Raw genomic sequence first — 20734 nt, 5'->3', positions numbered from 1 at the left:
ACCAGCCACATATCAGCCTCTTCAAACATTTCCTGAACAGTACGGCTTATCTGTTCCTTCTCATGCTTGCTGGCGTCAGTGTTGATCGCCGGCAGTGTCATCATCGGTTTAACCCGAACATCAGCATCCGGGAAAATCCGGTGCACTCTCTTGGTCAATTCGCCCAGAATGATATCTTTTGCACCAGGCAGCCCATCAAAATTCCTTTTGTCATAAACGAGTTCCACGAACATTGCTCATTTCCTCTTTACTGGATGTATATACAGTATTTATACTGTGTTTTTATCCGGTATTCAAGAGAGGGCGTAAACATGGGCTTTCCTTCACCTGCGGCAGATTATGTTGAAACACGAATCTCCCTCGATCAGCAGCTAATCAGCCAACCCGCAGCGACTTATTTCATGCGGGCATCGCGTTCACATTTCAGGGAAGGGATAATCCAGGGGGCGCTGCTGGTTGTGGATGCGTCACTTACTGCTTGTGATGGCTCGTTGCTGATATGCGCAATAGACGGGGAGTTCAGGATCAAGCGATATCGGACCCATCCTCAACCCCACCTTGTTAATCTGGAGAACGGGGGAAGGGAGGCGCTGCCAGTAGATGATGGCGGTTACAGTTCTGCACCCGCTATATTCGGGGTGATCACGTACATCATTAATGATGCCAGGAATGGAGAGTTCGACGATTGCCCGGTGATGTGAGCACATCACTGTTAAGTGAAGTATGAAGTGGGGTTACGTGGTTTAGGTTAATTATCATTTCTGTCTGGATTGTTAGACAAACCAACCCCTACTTTTACCGCAGCGAACAACATGATGCACAGAGTGGTAATCACGGCAAATACCAATGAGAGACTAGTAATCATAGGGCTTCTTAATGTCAGATGAATTCTATTGTCAGACAACTGTATAGGGAAAAGGTTCCTGGCAATTATCGTGCTTGCTACTCAAGAGGATATTACAATCCGATAGATCGTAGTTGGCTGGTGATCTGTCGATAGTTTCACCCCAATAATTCCCCGGAGTTTCCCCGTACAGAAAACAGGCATAAAAAAACCAGCCGTAACAGGCTGGTTCTTAGAGGATTTTTGGTCGGCACGAGAGGATTTGAACCTCCGACCCCCGACACCCCATGACGGTGCGCAACCATTTCAATGGCAGCTATGTGCCAAAAGCAGAAGCTGGTAATTCGTGTCTAATATACTTCACTTAACGTATATCCCAGCTCTGGTACAGAATATGCAAATTAAATACCCAAGAAGTGGCAGGCTGATTAACAAAGAACTCCTTCGATTATAGGATGATTTGTATCGGCACTCATCACACCATGTGCTCGATTCACGCCGCATAGTCAGTTGAATTTTGCTACTCTGTAAGAGGTGGTAAGCATTATCCAATACGGATTTAAATCAATGGAATAAATGATTATGAGTGAAAATGAAACAATCCCAAAGAAGTCTCACAGCCAGATTAACAAAGCTGTATTCTTTACATCTGCTTTGTTAATTTTTCTTCTTGTCGCTTTTGCCGCTGCATTCCCGGATGTTGCTGACAAAAATTTCAAACTACTTCAGCAACAAATCTTCACGAATGCAAGCTGGTTCTACATCCTTGCTGTGGCCCTGATTTTATTGAGTGTCACGTTTCTGGGACTCTCACGCTACGGTGATATCAAGCTGGGTCCGGACCATGCGCAACCTGATTTCAGCTATCACTCCTGGTTTGCGATGCTTTTTTCGGCAGGGATGGGGATCGGCCTGATGTTCTTTGGCGTTGCTGAACCGGTGATGCATTATCTCTCACCTCCCGTTGGCGCCCCAGAGACTGTTGCGGCAGCGAAGGAAGCAATGCGGCTGACCTTCTTCCACTGGGGTCTGCATGCCTGGGCAATATATGCCATTGTAGCGCTGATTCTGGCCTTTTTCAGTTACCGCCACGGTCTACCTTTAACGCTGCGTTCTGCACTCTATCCCATTATTGGCGATCGCATATACGGACCTATAGGCCATGCGGTTGATATTTTTGCCGTTATAGGTACGGTCTTTGGCGTTGCAACATCGCTGGGTTACGGTGTTTTGCAGGTGAATGCCGGTTTGAACCACCTATTCGGGGTGCCCATTAATGAAACGGTGCAGGTCATTCTGATCGTGGCCATCACGGGGTTAGCGACGATTTCTGTGGTGACCGGCCTAGACAAGGGAATACGTATCCTGTCTGAGCTCAATTTGGGCCTCGCGTTGTTGCTCCTGGCGCTGGTCCTGTGTCTGGGGCCAACTGTGCTTCTGCTGAAGTCATTTGTGGAAAATACCGGCGGTTATCTTTCGGAACTGGTGAGTAAAACGTTCAATCTTTACGCATATGAACCTAAGTCGAGCAACTGGCTGGGGGGCTGGACATTACTGTACTGGGGATGGTGGCTTTCATGGTCGCCATTTGTGGGGATGTTTATCGCACGGGTCTCACGCGGCCGAACCATTCGCGAATTTGTCACCGGTGTGCTGTTTGTTCCGGCCGGCTTTACGCTCATGTGGATGACGGTGTTTGGTAACAGCGCAATCTATCTCATTATGAACCAGGGGGCGACCGATCTCGCCAATACCGTCCAACAGGATGTCTCGCTGGCCTTGTTCAATTTCCTGGAGCATTTCCCGTTCTCCTCCGTGCTGTCATTTATTGCAATGGCTATGGTCATCGTCTTCTTTGTCACATCTGCTGACTCGGGGGCAATGGTTGTAGATACTCTGGCATCAGGTGGGGTGGCAAACACACCCGTCTGGCAGCGAATCTTCTGGGCATCGCTCATGGGAGTTGTTGCAATTGCGCTTCTCCTTGCGGGAGGGCTGAGCGCGCTGCAAACGGTGACAATAGCAAGTGCATTACCCTTCTCCGTGATCTTGCTGATATCCATATACGGGCTGTTAAAAGCCCTGCGTCGAGATTTGACTAAGCGTGAAAGCCTGAGCATGGCGACTATTGCTCCTACGGCTGCACGTAACCCAATTCCCTGGCAGAGAAGGTTGCGCAATATCGCGTATCTGCCGAAACGATCTCTTGTGAAACGTTTTATGGACGACATTATCCAGCCTGCCATGACGCTGGTTCAGGAAGAACTGAACAAGCAGGGGACGATAAGCCACATTAGTGACGCAGCCGACGATCGTATTCGTCTTGAAGTGGATTTGGGCAACGAGCTGAATTTTATATATGAAGTGAGGCTTCGCGGGTATAGCTCACCCACCTTCGCGCTCGCCGCAATGGATAATGATGAGCAGCAGACTGACCAACATCGATATTATCGCGCTGAGGTTTATCTCAAAGAAGGCGGTCAAAATTATGATGTGATGGGCTGGAATCAGGAACAGTTGATTAATGACATACTGGACCAGTACGAAAAACACCTGCACTTCCTGCACCTGGTTCGTTGATAGCAAAATGCCGTCCTAGGGGGCGGCAATTATTTATCCCGACCGCAATACGAGGGAATGCAGAATGATTTCACGCTGGCAATGGATTCTGAAGCAAACATTTAAGAAACTCTGGTTCAGAGCTACGTTATTCGCAATTGTCGCGATAATAACGGCTCTTTTATCTATTCTTTTTAAATCAATGATTCCTGAGTCGGTTTCAGTGAAGGTTGGTGCGGAAGCAGTTGATAACATTCTGAACATACTGGCATCGAGTATGCTGGCAGTGACCACATTTTCGCTGAGTATCATGGTCACAGCCTACGGTTCAGCCACTACTAATGTTACTCCCAGAGCAACGCGTTTAGTTGTGGAAGACGTAACCACACAAAATGTACTGGCCACCTTCATTGGTTCCTTTCTCTTCAGTCTGGTAGGAATTATTGCCCTCAATATGGGAGCCTACGGAGAAAGGGGAAGAGTCATTTTATTCATTGTCACACTCGTTGTCATTGCCCTCATCCTCATCACATTGCTTCGTTGGATACAGCATTTGACCTCTCTGGGGAGGGTCGGTGAGACAACAGCAAAAGTAGAACAGGCGGCCATCGAAACATTTATTGCGAGAGCCAGAAATCCCTGTCTCGGCGGATATCCATGGCTTGAGAGCTATGAACAGCCGAAAGGAACGGTTGCAGTTTATCCGAAGAAGATTGGCTATGTTGAATATATTGATATGGAGAAACTCAGCAAGCTGCTGGCCAATGATCATCGTCATGTATACCTTGTGGCGCAACCAGGCAGTTTCATTCATCCGTCCATGCCAGCTTTGTACCTGAGTCAGGGCCAGGAGTCATCAATCTGCGCCGATTTACTTGAGACGATCATTGTCTCGGATGTGCGTTCATTTGCTCAGGATCCCCGATTTTGTCTTAGCGTCATGGCCGAAATAGCCTGCAGAGCCCTTTCACCCGCAGTGAACGATCCTGGAACCGCAATCGATGTCATTGGCAGAGGTGTTCGTATACTTTCTGCTTACGCGCAGAATAAGTCTCATGAAATTGAAGTGACCTATCCTTCAGTACACGTTGCGCCACTTCAGAACAACGATCTCCTGGAAGACTTTTTCTCACCTGTCGCACGCGATGGTGCCAGTATGAGAGAGATTCAGATAAGAGTGCTCAAAGGGCTATCTATGCTGAGTACGGGTTGGCCTGAGATGTTTGCTGATGCCGCGCACACTCTGGCAATTGAAACATTAGAGCATGCAAATCGCGCTGACCATATAGACTCCGATAGAGAATTCATAAAATCAATTTATTTTGATTTGTTTTTTGATGAAAACGCTAATAAGCAATCATAGTTGTGGAGCAAGCGATTTGGTTGCTAGCGAGACAAGAACAAAGCGTCTGCATGAGAATGGGCGTCTGCTTTGTATTAGAAGAGAACATACTGAGTCTTCATCACTTTTGCAGCAGGCTTTATCTCTACGTAAGACATCGCCTACAATCAAATATTTCGGTTTAATACCAGGAGAACACTAAATGTAGAAATTATGTCTACTCAGTTCGGAACAGACTACTGTTTTTTTATTCCGTAGCTGAGACCATCATATTTCCTCCAGCAAAGGAGATAAAAATGGAAAAATTATTTACCCCGTTTCAGACCGGTGATACTGACCTGGTAAACCGCGTCGTTATGGCCCCCATGACCCGCTCACGGGCAATGACTAGTGATACCGCTGATGAACTGACCGCAAAATATTATCAGCTGCGTGAATCCGTATGGGGCAAACCGGAGGTCGTCCGTGACGGGCTCAGGGATCTGGTTCGCCGCACGGGCGCAGATGAAATTATGGTGAACTCATGGCAAGGCACTCGTCTTTGCCGCTCTTCAGAAATAATGCTGAGTATTCTACCGGAAAGGCAAAAGGATCATTTACCAAAGATAATGACGAGAAAGTCATTGACGAAGCGGGGAAGGGGTTAAGTCATCAATCCATATCAAAATATCAGACGCCTGTTTACGCTATGCGGGCGTCCGCTTTTCGCTCAAAGCAGACGTTTTTCCCTGCCGCATCATACATTAACGCATAGTTTCTATTAACTCTGGTCCTTGATTCTTAACATTCCCGACGGCACGCGTCACGGCGTGCCATATAAATTTATCAGCGGGCACGGAACCGTCAGCTACAATCTCCTCCGCTTCTTTCCCTCCAACGTCCTGTCTCATCCATTCGCGAGCAGCATCTGGTGATAGTACCAGTGGCCGCCTGTCGTGAGTATCTACCAGTCCTTTGTCGGCAGCAGCCGTCACTATCAGAAATCCTTCTGCTTCATCTCCACGTTCAAATGGTGTGCTGCCGATCGCCGCCATGAATATCGGCTGACCATCGGCCCGGTGAATAAAGTAGGGTTGTTTCTTGTCGCCTTCCTTTTTCCACTCAAACCATCCATCAGCAAAGCAAATTGCGCGACCATGCTGCCAGAGTGGCTTAAACATTCTGCTGGTGGCCGCAGTTTCAGACCGTGCGTTAATGAGCGGCGGTTTATCCCACCAACCGGGGGCATATCCCCAGATAACTGGATCAAGATGCAACTGCTCATCACGTTCGCTAAGAAGCAGAACTTTTGTTCCTGGCGCTATGTTGAATCTTCCGATGGGTTCTGGATCGTATGGAATGTCGCGTTCTGATTCATCAGCGAGAAAGGCGAGGTAGTCTTCACGCGTCATTGACTGTGAAAAACGTCCACACATAGATACCTCCAGTCTTAAGACTGAAAGTATAGGCACTCAATGAATATCTGAGAAGCTAGAGCAATGACGTTTATGGGGCATGCTCGACGGAATTATATAGCTGATTTGTTCTGGAACATGGATGGTTCCTGGTGTTAGCTAAATTCAGTCATGGGGCATGGATGGGGCAAAAGTGGTCTGTGAAGTTCGTTAAAGTTCATTAACTCTGACTTTCATCGATCTCGCTCATCCCTTGTTTTATGCGCTCCTGGACGATCTTTATCGATTTTAAAAACTATGAGTACATATTATAAAAATGTAGCAAAAAGGGTGTTTGTGCCTGAAAAGATGAACATTCTGCGTAGCGCGATTTACGCAACAGGAATAGACTGAAGCCGAGACTCTACCAAAGATGCTAAAGGTTTTTTATGACACAACAGCCACAAGCCAAATACCGTCACGACTATCGTGCGCCGGATTACCAGATTACTGATATTGACTTGACCTTTGACCTGGATGCTGAAAAAACCGTGGTCACCGCCGTGAGCCAGGCTGTCCGTCATGGCGCGTCCGATGCACCCCTGCGCCTGAATGGCGAAGATCTGACCCTGGTGTCGATCCACGTGAACGACGAGCCGTGGGCAGAGTATAAAGAAGAAGAAGGCGCTCTGGTCATCAGTCAACTGCCGGAACGTTTTACGTTGCGTATCGTGAATGAAATTAGCCCGGCGGCCAATACCGCGCTGGAAGGACTGTACAAGTCCGGCGACGCGCTGTGCACCCAGTGTGAAGCGGAAGGGTTCCGCCATATTACCTGGTATCTCGACAGGCCGGATGTCCTGGCGCGTTTTACCACCAAAATTATCGCCGATAAAACCCAATATCCGTTCCTGCTCTCCAACGGTAACCGCGTGGCGCAGGGGGAACTGGAAAATGGTCGTCACTGGGTACAGTGGCAGGATCCGTTCCCGAAACCGTGTTATCTGTTTGCGCTGGTAGCCGGTGATTTCGACGTCCTGCGCGACACCTTTACCACCCGTTCCGGGCGTGAAGTGGCGCTGGAACTGTATGTCGATCGCGGCAACCTGGACCGCACGCCGTGGGCGATGACCTCGCTGAAAAACTCCATGAAATGGGATGAAGAGCGCTTTGGCCTCGAATATGACCTCGACATTTATATGATTGTCGCGGTCGATTTCTTCAACATGGGGGCGATGGAGAATAAAGGTCTGAACATCTTTAACTCCAAATATGTGCTGGCACGTACCGATACCGCCACCGACAAAGACTACCTCGATATTGAGCGCGTCATCGGTCACGAATATTTCCACAACTGGACCGGCAACCGCGTGACCTGTCGCGACTGGTTCCAGTTGAGCCTGAAAGAGGGGCTAACCGTGTTTCGCGATCAGGAGTTCAGTTCCGATCTCGGCTCACGCGCGGTAAACCGGATCAGCAATGTACGCACCATGCGCGGCCTGCAGTTTGCCGAAGATGCCAGCCCAATGGCGCATCCTATCCGTCCGGATATGGTCATTGAAATGAACAACTTCTATACCCTGACCGTGTACGAAAAGGGCGCTGAAGTTATTCGTATGATCCACACCCTGCTCGGTGAGGCTAACTTCCAGAAAGGGATGCAGTTGTACTTTGAGCGTCATGACGGCAGCGCTGCAACCTGTGATGATTTCGTGCAGGCGATGGAAGATGCGTCCAACGTCGATCTATCGCATTTCCGCCGCTGGTACAGTCAGTCCGGTACGCCGATTCTGACCGTGCGTGATGACTACAATCCATCCACTGAGCAGTACACGCTGACTATCAGCCAGCGCACGCCGGCCACGCCGGATCAGGCCGAAAAACAGCCGCTGCATATTCCTTTCGCCCTCGAGTTGTATGACAACCAAGGGAAAGTGATCCCGCTGCAAAAAGGCGGGCACCCGGTGAATTCCGTACTCAATGTCACTCAGGCTGAGCAGACGTTTGTCTTCGATAACGTCTACTTCCAGCCGGTTCCGGCACTGCTGTGCGAATTTTCCGCACCGGTAAAACTGGAATACAAATGGAGCGATCAGCAACTGACTTTCCTGATGCGTCATGCGCGTAACGATTTCTCTCGTTGGGACGCGGCGCAAAGCTTGCTGGCGACCTATATTAAGCTCAACGTAGCCCGCCATCAGCAGGGACAGCCGCTGTCGCTGCCGGTACACGTGGCCGATGCATTCCGGGCGATTTTGCTGGATGAGAAAATCGATCCGGCACTGGCGGCAGAGATTCTGACGCTGCCTTCGGTGAATGAAATTGCTGAACTGTTCGACATCATCGATCCGGTGGCGATAACGGAAGTACGTGAAGCGTTAACTCGCACGCTGGCGGCCGAACTGGCGGATGAATTCCTCGCCATCTATAACGCTAATCATCTTGATGAGTACCGCGTTGAGCATGCCGATATTGGCAAGCGTACGCTACGTAATGCCTGCCTGCGTTTCCTGGCCTTTGGCGAAACCCATTTGGCCGACACGCTGGTCAGCAAGCAGTACCGTGAAGCAAACAATATGACCGATGCGCTGGCGGCGCTGTCCGCGGCAGTCGCGGCGCAACTGCCTTGCCGCGACACGCTAATGCAGGAGTATGACGATAAGTGGCATCATGACGGTCTGGTGATGGACAAATGGTTTATCCTGCAATCCACCAGCCCGGCGAGAAACGTGCTGGAAACGGTACGTGGCTTACTGAAGCACCGTTCCTTCAGTATGAGTAACCCGAACCGAATCCGATCTCTGATTGGCGCCTTTGCGGGCAGCAACCCGGCGGCATTCCATGCGGAAGATGGCAGCGGCTATCAGTTCCTGGTCGACATGCTGACTGAACTCAATAGCCGTAACCCTCAGGTGGCGTCACGTCTGATTGAGCCGCTGATTCGCTTAAAACGGTATGATGCAAAACGTCAGACGCAGATGCGCGCGGCGCTGGAGCAGCTGAAAGGTCTGGAGAATCTCTCCGGCGATCTGTTCGAGAAGGTAACCAAAGCGTTAGCCTGAAACGTTGACCTGTCGTTTTGTAAGCCGGATTAGGCGGTAACGCCGCTATCCGGCAAAAGGCCCGGTGGCGCTTGCGCTTACTGGGCCTGATTTTTCTGAATGCTTATCCATGCCGGCGGATCGGCTGTTCCATTTCGCTACGCTGCATTACCCGGTTCAACACTTCTGCTTCCAGCTCTGCCAGACGCACCGAACCAATCCGGCGTGGTCGCGCAATATCCACCGTTAAATCCAGTCCGATTTTTCCATCTTCAATAAGCAACACGCGATCGGCCATTGCCACCGCTTCACTGACGTCATGGGTGACCAGCAGTACGGTAAAGCCGTGCTCTTGCCATAAAGAGACAATCAGCTCCTGCATTTCAAGGCGGGTTAAGGCATCCAGCGCACCGAGGGGTTCATCCAGCAGCAGCAGACCGGGACGATGAATTAATGCCCGCGCCAGGGCCACGCGCTGTTTTTGTCCACCGGACAGGGCGGCAGGCCATTCCTGAGCACGATTCTCCAGCCCAACTGCGGCCAGCGCGTCCCGGGCCGCATCGCGCCAGTGACCTTTCAGACCCAGACCCACATTATCGATAACCGTCTTCCAGGGCAGCAGACGCGCATCCTGAAACATCATTCGCGTATCCTCCTGAATTTCTGCCAGCGGGGTGGTTCCGGCAAGTAATGCACCTGAGGTGGGAGACTCCAGCCCAGCCAGCAGACGCAGCAACGTGCTTTTTCCTCCCCCGCTGCGGCCAACCACGGCAACAAACTGTCCGGCCTGAATGTGTAAATCTAACTGATTGAGCACCGTATTGGCGGCGTATTGTTTCGTCACGGCACTCAGTAAAAGCGGCGTGCCTTGGTTCAGGCGAGCGGTATTCATACGGTAGCCTCCTTCACATGGTAAGCCGGGTTCCAGCGCAGCCAGATCCGCTCCAGCCATTGGGCGCTGACGTCGGCAAGTTTGCCGAGCAGGGCGTAGAGAATAATGGCCACCACGACCACATCGGTTTGCAGAAATTCGCGGGCGTTCATTGCCAGGTAACCAATGCCGGCATTGGCTGAAATGGTTTCCGCGACAATAAGCGTCAACCACATCAGCCCGAGAGCAAAACGCACGCCAACCATAATCGAGGGCAGGGCGCCGGGGAGGATCACATGAATAAATAGTGAAAAACCAGACAGCCCATAGCTGCGAGCCATCTCTACCAGACCGCGATCGATATTGCGGATCCCATGCCAGGTGTTGATGTAAATCGGAAAAAGCGTGCCCAGCGCGACGAGAAAGATCTTGGCGGATTCATCAATGCCGAACCACAAAATCACCAGTGGGATCAGCGCCAGATGCGGCACGTTACACAGCATCTGCACCGAAGTATCCAGCAGGCGTTCTCCCCACCGCGAAAGACCGCTAATCAGTCCCAGCGTCAGGCCAATCGATCCGCCGATGGAGAAGCCTACCAGCGCGCGCCAGGAGCTGATCGCCAGATGCTGCCAAAGCTCGCCGCTGGCGGAAAGCGTCCAGAAGGCTTCGACAACGCCCTCCGGAGAGGGCAGGATGCGGGTGGACAACCAGCCCATTGATGATGCGAGCTGCCAGAGCGCGACCAACCCAACCGGTAAAAACCAGGGTGCGAGGCGCAGTAACCACCTGTTTTTCGGCGTTGCCATCAGCAGGCTCCTTAGCTTTGCGCGATTTTGCGTGGGATAAATTCGTTTGCCACCGCTTCGCCTTGTTGATGCTGGCGCTGCGGCTGCGGAATTTCTGGTATAGCGACATCCAGATGTGGGAACAGCAGCTCGCCAACCTTGTATGCCTCTTCCAGATGTGGATACCCGGACAAGACAAAACTGTCGATTCCCAGTGCGGCATACTCGTTGATACGCGCCGCGACCGTCGGACCATCTCCGACCAGCGCGGTACCCGCGCCACCGCGCACCAGTCCTACTCCTGCCCACAAGTTCGGGCTGATTTCCAGTTTGTCGCGTTTACCGTTGTGCAGTGCAGCCATTCGCTGCTGACCAACCGAATCCGTTCTTGAGAAGGCGGCCTGGGCTTTGGCAATGGTGTCGTCATCCAGATGGGCTATCAGACGATCCGCTGCCTGCCACGCCTCTTGCGTTGTCTCCCGGACGATCACATGCAGACGAATACCAAAGCGGATCTTGCGCCCGAGCGCCGCCGCTTTGGCCCGCACCTGTTCAATCTTCTCTTTCACCTGTTCAGGCGGCTCGCCCCAGGTCAGATAGAGATCAACCTGCTCGGCAGCAAGATCTTGTGCAACATCAGACGAACCGCCGAAATAAAGCGGTGGCCGGGGTTGTTGTACAGGAGGGAAAAACAGTTTCGCCCCGCGGACATGAATGTGTTTGCCGTTGAAATCCACGGTTTCACCTTGCAGCAAACGCCGCCAGACCTGAGTGAATTCAGCAGAGGCTTCATAGCGCTCGGTGTGATCAAGGAACACGCCGTCACCCGCTAGCTTTTGTGGATCGCTGCCGGTTACCAGGTTGAATAACGCCCGGCCGTTAGAGAGTCTGTCGAGCGTCGCAGCCTGGCGGGCGGCGACCGTCGGCGAGGTTACGCTTGGACGAAGCGCGACCAGAAACTTTAATCGCTGGGTGACCGGGATCATCGACGCGGCGACCAGCCAGGCATCTTCACAGGAGCGACCGGTTGGGATCAGAACGCCGGTAAATCCCAGGCGATCGGCTGTTTGCGCAATTTGTTGCAAATAACCGTGATCGACCGGGCGCGAACCTTCTTCCGTCCCCAGATAATGACCATCACCGTGGGTGGGTAAAAACCAGAACATGTTCAGACTCATAATTTTTCTCCTGCCTGCTGAGTGGGTTGCCAGATACGCTGGCGAATATCGATTTTTTTCGGCACCAGACGGTTGTCATAAAACAGATCCGCGGTTTGTTGTTGTAGGGCGGCAACCGAGGCGCTGACGGGCGTAATGGTGGTTGGCGGACGGTGATCCAGATAAGACGCAATTACCGGCTCGGGCAGGCCCATGGTTTTAGCCAGCAGAGTAATGCTTTGCTGGCGTTGGCTGAGAGTTAACGCATCCGCCTGGCTAAAGGTATCCAGTACGCCAAGAACAAAAGCGCTATTTTTTTCGGCATAAGGACGTGCAGCGAGATAAAACGAACCGGTCTGCTTGAGGTCTGAGCCGTCTTTCAGCACGCGCACATCACCTTGCAGTAATGCGGCCGAATAGTAGGGATCCCAGATAGCCCACGCATCCACGTTTCCTTGCTGGAAGGCCGCTCGCGCATCGGCGGGGGTCAGATAAGTCGGTTGAATATCGGTAAATTTCAACCCTGCCTGTTGCAGCGCCCGGAGCAGTAAATTGTGGGCGCTGGAACCTTTCTGGAAGGCGACTTTATGCCCTTTGAGCTGCGCAACGCTCTGGATCGGGCTATTTTTCGGCACCAGAATCACTTCGGCTTTCGGTTTGGGCGGTTCGACGCCCACATAAACCAGATCGGCTCCGGCGGCCTGGGCGAAAATTGGCGGAATGTCACCGGTACTGCCGAGATCGATACTGCCGATATTGAGTGCTTCCAACATTTGCGGTCCAGCCGGGAACTCAATCCACGAGATTTTGGTCTGTGGGTAACGTTTCTCCAGTAGCTGATGACTTTTTGCCAGCACCATGCTGACGCTTCCTTTCTGGTAGCCAATGCGCAGGGCATCCGGAGCCGATTCTGCGGCATGCGCCAAGGATGACAGGGACAGCAGCCCGGTTAATGCCAGCCATGGGGTGTGACGCTTGAGCAGATTAAGCATGGGCGGCACCTCGCAGGGCATTCAGTTGCGGGAGTTGGAGATCGCGACGATGCAACGCCAGCCAGAAAGTGTCGAGCGCACTGTCCAGGCGCTGCTGCAGGTTGGGCGTAAACTGCGGTTTATGCTGATAATCGATGACCTGCGAATCATCGGCAAACACGCCGTGCAGGATCTCCTGAGCCTTTAACGCGCTCAGCACCGGTTTCAGCGCGTAATCGACGGCCAGTAAATGCGCCACGCTGCCGCCAGTCGCCAGCGGCAAAACCACTTTTCCTTCCAGCGCCCGCTCGGGGAGCAGATCGAGCAGCGTTTTCAGTGCGCCAGAGTAAGCGGCTTTGTAGACCGGCGTTGCGACAATCAGCCCGTCTGCATTCTGCAGTTGTTCGATAAAAGTCTTCAGCGCCGGACTGTCAAAACGGGCATAGATCAGGTCTTCCGGGGCAAAGTTGTGCAGGTTCCAGTGAAAGACTTCGACATCCTGGCCGTTCAATTTTTCTCGGGCATATTCCAGTAACGCGCTGGAGCGAGAGGGAAAGCGTGGGCTTCCCGCCAGAGTGATGACGCGCATAATTTCATTCTCCCCTTATAACCAATTGTTTGCTTTTGATTAACATTGATAACAATTTGTGCAGTCTGGCAGAGAGACTTTGTTTATCGAAATGATTTATACGGGATAGAAAAGTTGAAAAATGAATAAAAAGGAGGAAGTAGGAAAACGATTGCTATTTATTGCCGCAGGTCAATTCCCTTTTTGCTCGCGATCGCACATAATACGCCCCCGGTTTGCACACCGGGAATCCAGGAGAGTTCATGTACTACCCCTTCGTTCGTAAAGCCCTTTTCCAGCTCGATCCAGAGCGCGCTCATGAATTGACATTCCAGCAATTACGTCGCATTACCGGCACGCCGCTCGAAGCGCTTGTCCGCCAGAAAGTACCCGCAAAACCGGTTACCTGTATGGGGCTGACGTTTAAAAATCCACTCGGGCTTGCTGCCGGACTGGATAAAGACGGGGAGTGCATTGATGCGCTCGGCGCGATGGGATTTGGTTCCATTGAGATTGGTACCGTGACGCCGCGTCCTCAGCCGGGTAATGATAAACCACGTCTGTTTCGTCTGGTCGATGCAGAAGGTTTGATCAACCGCATGGGGTTTAATAACCTGGGGGTTGATAACCTGGTTGAGAACGTTAAAAAATCGCATTTTGACGGTATTCTGGGGATTAATATTGGTAAGAATAAAGATACTCCGGTAGAGAACGGCAAAGATGACTATCTGATTTGTATGGAAAAAGTCTATGCTTATGCTGGTTATATCGCGATTAATATCTCTTCACCGAATACGCCGGGATTACGTACGCTGCAATATGGTGAGGCGCTGGATGATCTTCTGACGGCAATTAAAAATAAGCAAAATGATCTGCAAGCGATCCACCATAAATATGTTCCAGTGGCGGTTAAGATCGCCCCGGATCTTTCTGTGGAAGAACTGATCCAGGTTGCTGACAGTTTAGTTCGTCATAATATTGATGGCGTAATTGCGACTAACACCACTCTCGATCGTTCTCTCGTTCAGGGAATGAAAAATTGCGATCAAATGGGTGGCCTGAGCGGTCGACCGTTACAATTAAAAAGTACAGAAATTATTCGCCAGTTGTCTCAGGAATTAAAAGGTCAGCTGCCGATTATTGGGGTTGGTGGTATCGACTCAGTAATCGCGGCGCGTGAGAAAATAGCTGCCGGTGCTTCCCTGGTACAGATTTATTCGGGCTTTATTTTTAAAGGCCCACCGTTGATTAAAGAAATCGTCACCAATATCTGAATGCTACCTTAATCACAATCCAGGGCTTTATTTCTGGCCCTGGTTGTTTTATATTCCTTTACTGTTGCTTATTTAAACATTCTGAGCTTTTATTATTAAGGCAATAAACGAAGCGGCAAAAGGATACTGTCGTAATGGTGATGATTAAGGAAAGGAGAGAAACTGATGCGAATTAAACCCGACGATAACTGGCGCTGGTATTATGATGAAGAGCACGATCGTATGATGCTCGATTTGGCCAATGGCATGTTATTCCGTTCGCGTTTTGCTCGTAAAATGCTCACTCCAGATGCATTTTCTCCGTCGGGTTTTTGTGTTGATGACGCCGCGCTTTATTTTTCGTTTGAAGAAAAATGTCGCTACCTGGATTTAGCCAAAGAGCAAAAGGCGGAACTGGTGCTTAATGCGCTGGTGGCGATTCGTTACCTTAAACCGCAAATGCCAAAAAGCTGGCACTTTGTCGCACACGGTATTAACTGGTCGCCAGTCGTGGGGGATGCTGCTTGTGTGGATTTAAGCGATACGGATGAACAGGTAAACCTGTTAGTGGTTGAACCGGGTGAAAATGCCGCGCTTTGTCTGCTTGCACAACCTGGTGTGGTTATTGCCGGGCGCACAATGCAGCTTGGCGACGCGATTAAAATAATGAATGACAGACTGAAACCGCAGGTTATTGCCGACAGTTTCAGCCTTGAGCAGGCGGTTTAACTCTCCAGCCTGATTGTCGTTTTGGGAACGCAACTGCAGCACAGAATCGTCCCGTCATCCCCAATCGCTGATTTTTTCAGCGGACTAACTTCGCCTTCCAACAGTCGAATTCGACAGCATCCGCAAATTCCTGCCCGGCATGAATAGGGCACCCTGATACCCTGGTTTTCCAGCTGTTCAAGCAATACCTGCTGATTATTTCCGCGAAAGGTCTGGCCCTGCCAGTCAATAAGTACCGTGGCATCGGGTTGTTGTTCCTGTGCGGTATCGTCTGGCTCCGCCGCACCGTAAGCTCTGGCGGGACCGGTTGCCAAAATCTCTACCTCATCGCCGACGCGAATAACGCCACTGTTGCGTGCGATAAGATTCTGGCCGAAATCGACGTCGCCGTTATCCACCGCTGTCCGGAAGGTTTGCAGCGTGGCGAGCGGCTCGCCAGACGGATGTTTCTGGCCTTTTTCTGGGCTAACGGTAGTGAAAATGCAGCGGCTACAGGGTTTTGCCACATCAAAAATGACGTCGCCAATGCGAATCACTTTCCAGGTGTCTTCTGCCCAGGCGTCAGCCCCCGAAACCACCAGATTGGGGCGAAACTGTTCCATTTTGACGCCTGCCGGACAGCGCTGTTGCACATCGCGCAGAGATGCTTCGTTGGCCAGCAGGTAGGGATAACCATCGGCAAAGGACAAAGGAACATCAGCGTGGCGCTTCACCCGGCGTGTCAGTTGCGGACCCACCCAGCGCAACTGCACGTCACGGGAGAAAAAGCCGCTCAGCCACAGGTTGATAGCCGCTGGCGCAATACGCGCGGTAAAATGATTTCCCCACACTTCAGTCGGCGCATCCTGGGTGGCGAAGTCTGCGAATCGCACGAGCGCGCTGCTGCCGTCTGGAGCCGTGAGATGAAGTCCATCGTGGAAAGGGGAAGGGGTAAAGCGGACCATTTGCGGGAACTGTCGGGCGGTAATGAACGTCCCGTCGGGTTCGGTAATCATAAATATACGATCCAGGGCGAGACCGCTCACGTCTGCCAGGGCGTGCGTGAGTCCAATTCCACGCATTGATTTCACCGGATGAATAAAAAGTCGGGTCAACGTTACCACTGCACAGCCCCTTGAACGAAAATAAGCCTTCAACTTTATGACATACAGCCCATATTAGCTATAATGCGCAGCAATTTTCTAGGAGTAAAAGTGACATTATGAATTCTCTGTTTGCCAGTACGGCCCGTGGGCTGGAAGAGCTGTTAAAAACTGAACTGGAAAACCTCGGCGCGCTGGAGTGTCAGGTCGTTCAGGGTGGGGTCCATTTTAAGGGCGACACGCGGCTTGTTTACCAGAGCCTGATGTGGAGCCGCCTGGCCTCGCGCATTATCCTGCCGATGGGAGAGTGCAAGGTCTACAGCGATCTTGATCTGTACCTCGGCGTTCAGGCAATCGACTGGACAGAGATATTTAATCCTGGAGCTACGTTTGCCGTCCATTTTAGCGGCCTGAACGAGACCATTCGTAACAGCCAGTACGGCGCGCTGAAGGTCAAGGATGCGATTGTCGATGCATTTACCCGCAAAAATCTGCCGCGTCCGAATGTGGATCGTGAATCTCCGGATCTGCGTATCAATGTCTGGTTGAACAAAGATACCGCCAGCATTGCACTTGATCTGAGCGGTGACGGTTTGCATCAGCGCGGTTATCGCGATCGCGCGGGTCAGGCGCCGATTAAAGAGACGCTGGCCGCCGCTATTGTTATGCGTTCTGGCTGGCAGCCGGGCACACCGTTACTCGATCCGATGTGCGGCTCCGGCACGCTGCTGATTGAAGCGGCGATGTGGGCAACCGATCGCGCGCCGGGCCTGCATCGCGGGTACTGGGGCTTTAGCGGTTGGGCACAGCACGATGAAGCCGTCTGGCAAGAGGTTAAAGCCGAAGCTCAGGTGCGTGCGCGTAAGGGGCTTGCTGACTATACTTCGCACTTCTATGGCTCCGACAGCGATGCGCGCGTGATTGAAAAAGCGCGTAGTAACGCCCGCCGCGCAGGTATTGCCGATCTGATGACATTTGACGTTAAAGATGTCGCCAAACTGAGTAATCCACTGCCGAAGGGACCGTATGGTACGGTGATCAGTAACCCGCCCTACGGCGAACGTCTGGATAGCGAACCGGCGCTGATTGCCCTGCATAGCTTGCTGGGCCGTACGATGAAAAACCAGTTTGGCGGCTGGAATTTGTCGCTGTTCAGCGCCTCTCCGGATTTGCTCAGCAGCCTGCAATTACGTGCTGACAAGCAGTTCAAAGCGAAAAACGGTCCGCTGGATTGCGTACAGAAAAACTATCACGTTGCAGAGACTACTGCGGACAGCAAGCCAGCCACGGTCGCGGAAGATTATGCCAACCGCCTGCGCAAGAATATCAAGAAGCTGGAAAAATGGGCGCGTCAGGAAGGAATTGAATGCTATCGCCTGTATGATGCTGACTTGCCGGAATACAACGTTGCAGTGGACCGTTACGGTGAGTGGGTCGTGGTTCAGGAATACGCTCCGCCGAAGACGGTCGATGCGCAAAAAGCACGTCAACGTCTGTTCGATATCATTGCCGCAACGTTGTCGGTCCTGGAAATCGCGCCAAATAAACTGGTGCTGAAAACCCGTGAGCGCCAGAAAGGGAAGAACCAGTATCAGAAGATGAATGAGAAGGGTGAATTCATTGAGGTAAGCGAGTACAACGCGCGCCTGTGGGTCAACCTGACAGACTATCTTGATACCGGTTTGTTCCTCGATCACCGTATTGCGCGCCGCATGCTGGGCCAGATGAGTAAAGGTAAGGATTTCCTTAACCTGTTCTCCTACACTGGCAGTGCCAGCGTTCATGCCGGACTGGGCGGTGCGCGTAGCACCACGACGGTTGATATGTCGCGTACCTACCTGGAGTGGGCTGAGCGTAACCTGCGGCTGAACGGCCTGAGTGGTCGCGCTCACCGTTTAATTCAGGCAGATTGCCTGGGCTGGCTGCGCGATGCCAATGAACAGTTTGATCTGATTTTCATCGATCCGCCGACGTTCTCTAACTCAAAACGTATGGAAGACTCGTTTGATGTACAGCGCGATCATCTGGCGCTGATGAAAGATCTGAAACGTCTGCTGCGTAAAGACGGCACGATCATGTTCTCCAACAACAAGCGTGGGTTCCGTATGGATCTCGACGGTCTGGCTGAACTGGGATTAAAAGCACAAGAAATCACCCAAAAAACGCTTTCCCAGGACTTTGCCCGTAACCGTCAGATCCACAATTGCTGGCTGATTACCGCAGCCTGAAAGGATAAATAAATGTCATTGATCAGTATGCATGGTGCATGGCTGTCGTTCAGCGATGCGCCGCTTCTTGATAATGCAGAACTGCATATCGAAGATAACGAACGCGTCTGTCTGGTTGGCCGTAATGGCGCAGGTAAGTCGACGCTGATGAAGATCCTCAACCGTGAACAGGGTCTTGACGACGGGCGTATTATTTATGAGCAGGACCTGGTTGTGGCGCGTCTGCAGCAGGATCCGCCGCGTAATGTTGAGGGCAGCGTCTATGACTTCGTTGCCGAAGGTATTGAGGAACAGGCTGAATATCTGAAGCGTTATCACGATATTTCGCGCCTGGTGATGACCGATCCCAGCGACAGAAACCTGAATGAAATGGCGCGGGTTCAGGAAATGCTCGATCACCATAATCTGTGGCAGCTCGAGAGCCGCATTAATGAAGTGCTGGCGCAACTGGGACTGGATCCTAACGCCGCGCTTTCTTCGCTTTCGGGCGGCTGGCTGCGTAAGGCGGCGCTGGGCCGCGCGTTAGTGAGCAACCCGCGCGTACTGCTGCTGGATGAACCAACTAACCACCTGGATATTGAAACTATCGACTGGCTGGAAGGGTTCCTGAAATCCTTCAATGGGACAATTATTTTCATTTCCCACGACCGTTCATTTATTCGCAATATGGCGACGCGTATTGTCGATCTCGACCGCGGCAAGCTGGTGACCTATCCGGGGAACTACGATCAGTATCTGCTGGATAAAGAAGAAGCGCTGCGGGTGGAAGATCTCCAAAATGCGGAATTTGATCGCAAGCTGGCGCAGGAAGAAGTCTGGATCCGTCAGGGCATCAAAGCGCGTCGTACCCGTAATGAAGGCCGCGTGCGGGCGCTGAAAGCCATGCGTCGCGAGCGTGGCGAACGTCGCGAAGTGATGGGCACGGCGAAGATGCAGGTCGAAGAGGCGAGCCGTTCTGGCAAGATTGTCTTCGAAATGGAGAATGTTGATTACCAGGTTGATGGAAAGCAACTGGTAAAAGATTTCTCCGCGCAGGTGCAACGTAGCGACAAGATTGCGCTAATTGGACCTAACGGCTGCGGTAAAACAACGCTGCTGAAGCTAATGTTAGGTCAGCTTCAGGCTGATAGCGGACGCATTCACGTCGGCACGAAGCTGGAAGTGGCGTATTTCGATCAGCACCGCGCCGAACTGGATCCGGATAAAACCGTGATGGACAACCTTGCTGAGGGTAAGCAAGAGGTGCTGGTTAACGGTAAACCTCGCCATGTGCTGGGCTACCTCCAGGATTTCCTGTTCCATCCGAAACGGGCGATGACGCCAGTACGTGCGCTCTCTGGTGGGGAACGCAATCGCCTACTGCTGGCGCGTCTTTTTCTCAAACCCAGTAATCTTTTGATTCTCGATGAACCAACGAACGATCTGGACGTCGAAACGCTGGAACTGCTTGAAGAGCTGATTGATAGCTACCAGGGCACCGTGCTGCTGGTGAGCCACGACCGTCAGTTTGTGGATAATACCGTCACCGAATGCTGGATCTTCGAAGGCGGCGGTAAAATTGGTCGTTATGTCGGCGGTTATCATGATGCCCGCAGCCAGCAATCGCAGTATGTGGCGTTTAAACAGCCAGTTGCGAAAAAAACAGAGGAAACCGTTGCTCCTAAAGCAGAAATTGTCAAACGCAGCACGAGCAAACTAAGCTATAAACTGCAGCGCGAACTGGAGCTGCTCCCCGCGCTGCTTGAAGAACTGGAAGCTAAACTGGAAGCATTACAAGCTCAGGTAGCTGACGCCGCTTTTTTCAGTCAGCCGCATGAGCAAACGCAACAGGTATTAGCTAATCTGAACGAAGCTGAACAAGAACTTGAGCAAGCCTTTGAGCGCTGGGAGTATCTTGAGTCTTTGAAGAACGGCGCATAATTTAAAGG

The 20734-nt window shown here is 51.8% G+C and carries 17 protein-coding genes, 1 tRNA gene and 1 pseudogene; 9 read left to right on the top strand and 10 right to left on the bottom strand.

Going from position 1 to position 20734, the window contains the following annotated elements; genetic code table 11:
• Positions 1 to 233: DinI family protein (locus OGV38_RS04285; RefSeq protein ID WP_286472868.1), on the bottom strand; the 233-nt coding region annotated here is incomplete at its 3' end.
• Positions 234 to 311: 78 nt separating this feature from the next.
• On the opposite strand from OGV38_RS04285, the gene OGV38_RS04280 reads away from it, so the two are divergent.
• Positions 312 to 701: a HumD family translesion DNA polymerase gene (locus OGV38_RS04280; RefSeq protein ID WP_286472972.1), complete on the top strand. Its 390-nt coding sequence runs from the start codon at positions 312 to 314 to the stop codon at positions 699 to 701.
• 47 nt (positions 702 to 748) lie between these two features.
• On the opposite strand, the gene OGV38_RS24935 is transcribed toward OGV38_RS04280, so the two are convergent.
• Positions 749 to 865, bottom strand: a complete 117-nt coding sequence (locus OGV38_RS24935) for a YnaM/YnfT family protein (RefSeq protein WP_352471416.1) — start codon at positions 863 to 865, stop codon at positions 749 to 751.
• A gap of 223 nt (positions 866 to 1088) precedes the next feature.
• A tRNA-Pro gene (locus OGV38_RS04275) sits at positions 1089 to 1170 on the bottom strand.
• A gap of 256 nt (positions 1171 to 1426) precedes the next feature.
• Here OGV38_RS04275 and OGV38_RS04270 point away from each other — a divergent pair.
• The 3 genes and pseudogenes from OGV38_RS04270 to OGV38_RS24930 form a co-directional block, all read left to right on the top strand.
• A complete protein-coding gene (locus OGV38_RS04270) occupies positions 1427 to 3424 on the top strand; it encodes a BCCT family transporter (protein ID WP_016245729.1) in 1998 nt (665 codons plus the stop codon).
• Positions 3425 to 3488: 64 nt separating this feature from the next.
• Positions 3489 to 4766: a DUF2254 domain-containing protein gene (locus OGV38_RS04265; protein WP_286472971.1), complete on the top strand. Its 1278-nt coding sequence runs from the start codon at positions 3489 to 3491 to the stop codon at positions 4764 to 4766.
• Positions 4767 to 5041: 275 nt separating this feature from the next.
• Positions 5042 to 5185 (top strand): annotated as a pseudogene (locus OGV38_RS24930) (oxidoreductase); the annotation flags it as partial.
• Between the two features lie 303 nt (positions 5186 to 5488).
• Here OGV38_RS24930 and OGV38_RS04255 read toward each other — a convergent pair.
• Positions 5489 to 6160 carry an SOS response-associated peptidase gene (locus tag OGV38_RS04255; RefSeq protein ID WP_286472970.1) on the bottom strand — a complete coding sequence of 224 codons (672 nt, stop codon included), beginning with the start codon at positions 6158 to 6160 and terminating at the stop codon, positions 5489 to 5491.
• 407 nt (positions 6161 to 6567) lie between these two features.
• Between OGV38_RS04255 and pepN the strand changes: the two genes are divergently transcribed.
• Positions 6568 to 9180: an aminopeptidase N gene (gene pepN / locus OGV38_RS04250; RefSeq protein ID WP_269517484.1), complete on the top strand. Its 2613-nt coding sequence runs from the start codon at positions 6568 to 6570 to the stop codon at positions 9178 to 9180.
• Between the two features lie 103 nt (positions 9181 to 9283).
• Here pepN and ssuB read toward each other — a convergent pair whose 3' ends face one another.
• Genes ssuB through ssuE form a run of 5 tightly spaced genes read right to left on the bottom strand, consistent with a single transcriptional unit; the run spans position 9284 to position 13535 of the window.
• Positions 9284 to 10051 (bottom strand): aliphatic sulfonates ABC transporter ATP-binding protein, encoded by a 768-nt coding sequence (gene ssuB / locus OGV38_RS04245; RefSeq protein ID WP_049042117.1) that lies wholly within the window; start codon positions 10049 to 10051, stop codon positions 9284 to 9286.
• The gene (ssuC, locus tag OGV38_RS04240) at positions 10048 to 10839 is read right to left on the bottom strand and encodes an aliphatic sulfonate ABC transporter permease SsuC (protein WP_286472966.1); all 792 of its coding nucleotides are present in this window, start codon (positions 10837 to 10839) and stop codon (positions 10048 to 10050) included. The genes ssuB and ssuC overlap by 4 nt, the downstream gene beginning before the upstream one ends.
• Positions 10840 to 10850: 11 nt before the next feature.
• Entirely contained in the window at positions 10851 to 11996 is a 1146-nt protein-coding gene (gene ssuD / locus OGV38_RS04235) for an FMNH2-dependent alkanesulfonate monooxygenase (protein WP_286472965.1), read from the bottom strand.
• Positions 11993 to 12967 carry a sulfonate ABC transporter substrate-binding protein gene (locus tag OGV38_RS04230; protein WP_016156132.1) on the bottom strand — a complete coding sequence of 325 codons (975 nt, stop codon included), beginning with the start codon at positions 12965 to 12967 and terminating at the stop codon, positions 11993 to 11995. Before OGV38_RS04230 ends, ssuD begins: the two co-directional genes overlap by 4 nt.
• Complete coding sequence (gene ssuE, locus OGV38_RS04225) at positions 12960 to 13535, bottom strand: NADPH-dependent FMN reductase (protein ID WP_137367145.1); 576 nt, start codon at positions 13533 to 13535, stop codon at positions 12960 to 12962. Before ssuE ends, OGV38_RS04230 begins: the two co-directional genes overlap by 8 nt.
• 242 nt (positions 13536 to 13777) lie before the next feature.
• Between ssuE and pyrD the strand changes: the two genes are divergently transcribed.
• Positions 13778 to 14788, top strand: coding sequence for a quinone-dependent dihydroorotate dehydrogenase (pyrD, locus tag OGV38_RS04220; RefSeq protein WP_016152472.1), 1011 nt, complete (start codon positions 13778 to 13780; stop codon positions 14786 to 14788).
• Between the two features lie 165 nt (positions 14789 to 14953).
• Complete coding sequence (gene zapC, locus OGV38_RS04215) at positions 14954 to 15496, top strand: cell division protein ZapC (protein ID WP_016152473.1); 543 nt, start codon at positions 14954 to 14956, stop codon at positions 15494 to 15496.
• Here zapC and OGV38_RS04210 read toward each other — a convergent pair.
• Positions 15493 to 16599, bottom strand: a complete 1107-nt coding sequence (locus OGV38_RS04210) for a YcbX family protein (protein WP_049271481.1) — start codon at positions 16597 to 16599, stop codon at positions 15493 to 15495. The genes zapC and OGV38_RS04210 overlap by 4 nt on opposite strands.
• A 98-nt stretch (positions 16600 to 16697) precedes the next feature.
• Here OGV38_RS04210 and rlmKL point away from each other — a divergent pair, with 98 nt between their 5' ends.
• Positions 16698 to 18806 carry a bifunctional 23S rRNA (guanine(2069)-N(7))-methyltransferase RlmK/23S rRNA (guanine(2445)-N(2))-methyltransferase RlmL gene (rlmKL, locus tag OGV38_RS04205; protein ID WP_016152475.1) on the top strand — a complete coding sequence of 703 codons (2109 nt, stop codon included), beginning with the start codon at positions 16698 to 16700 and terminating at the stop codon, positions 18804 to 18806.
• A gap of 12 nt (positions 18807 to 18818) precedes the next feature.
• Positions 18819 to 20726, top strand: coding sequence for an ABC transporter ATP-binding protein (locus OGV38_RS04200; RefSeq protein WP_016152476.1), 1908 nt, complete (start codon positions 18819 to 18821; stop codon positions 20724 to 20726).
• The last annotated feature ends 8 nt before the right edge of the window (positions 20727 to 20734 follow it).

This window comes from Citrobacter sp. Cb080 (assembly GCF_030334745.1).
Taxonomy (GTDB): domain Bacteria; phylum Pseudomonadota; class Gammaproteobacteria; order Enterobacterales; family Enterobacteriaceae; genus Citrobacter; species Citrobacter braakii.
The sequence above is the reverse complement of the archived record's forward strand: the minus strand, read 5'-3'. Positions and strand labels throughout refer to the sequence as shown.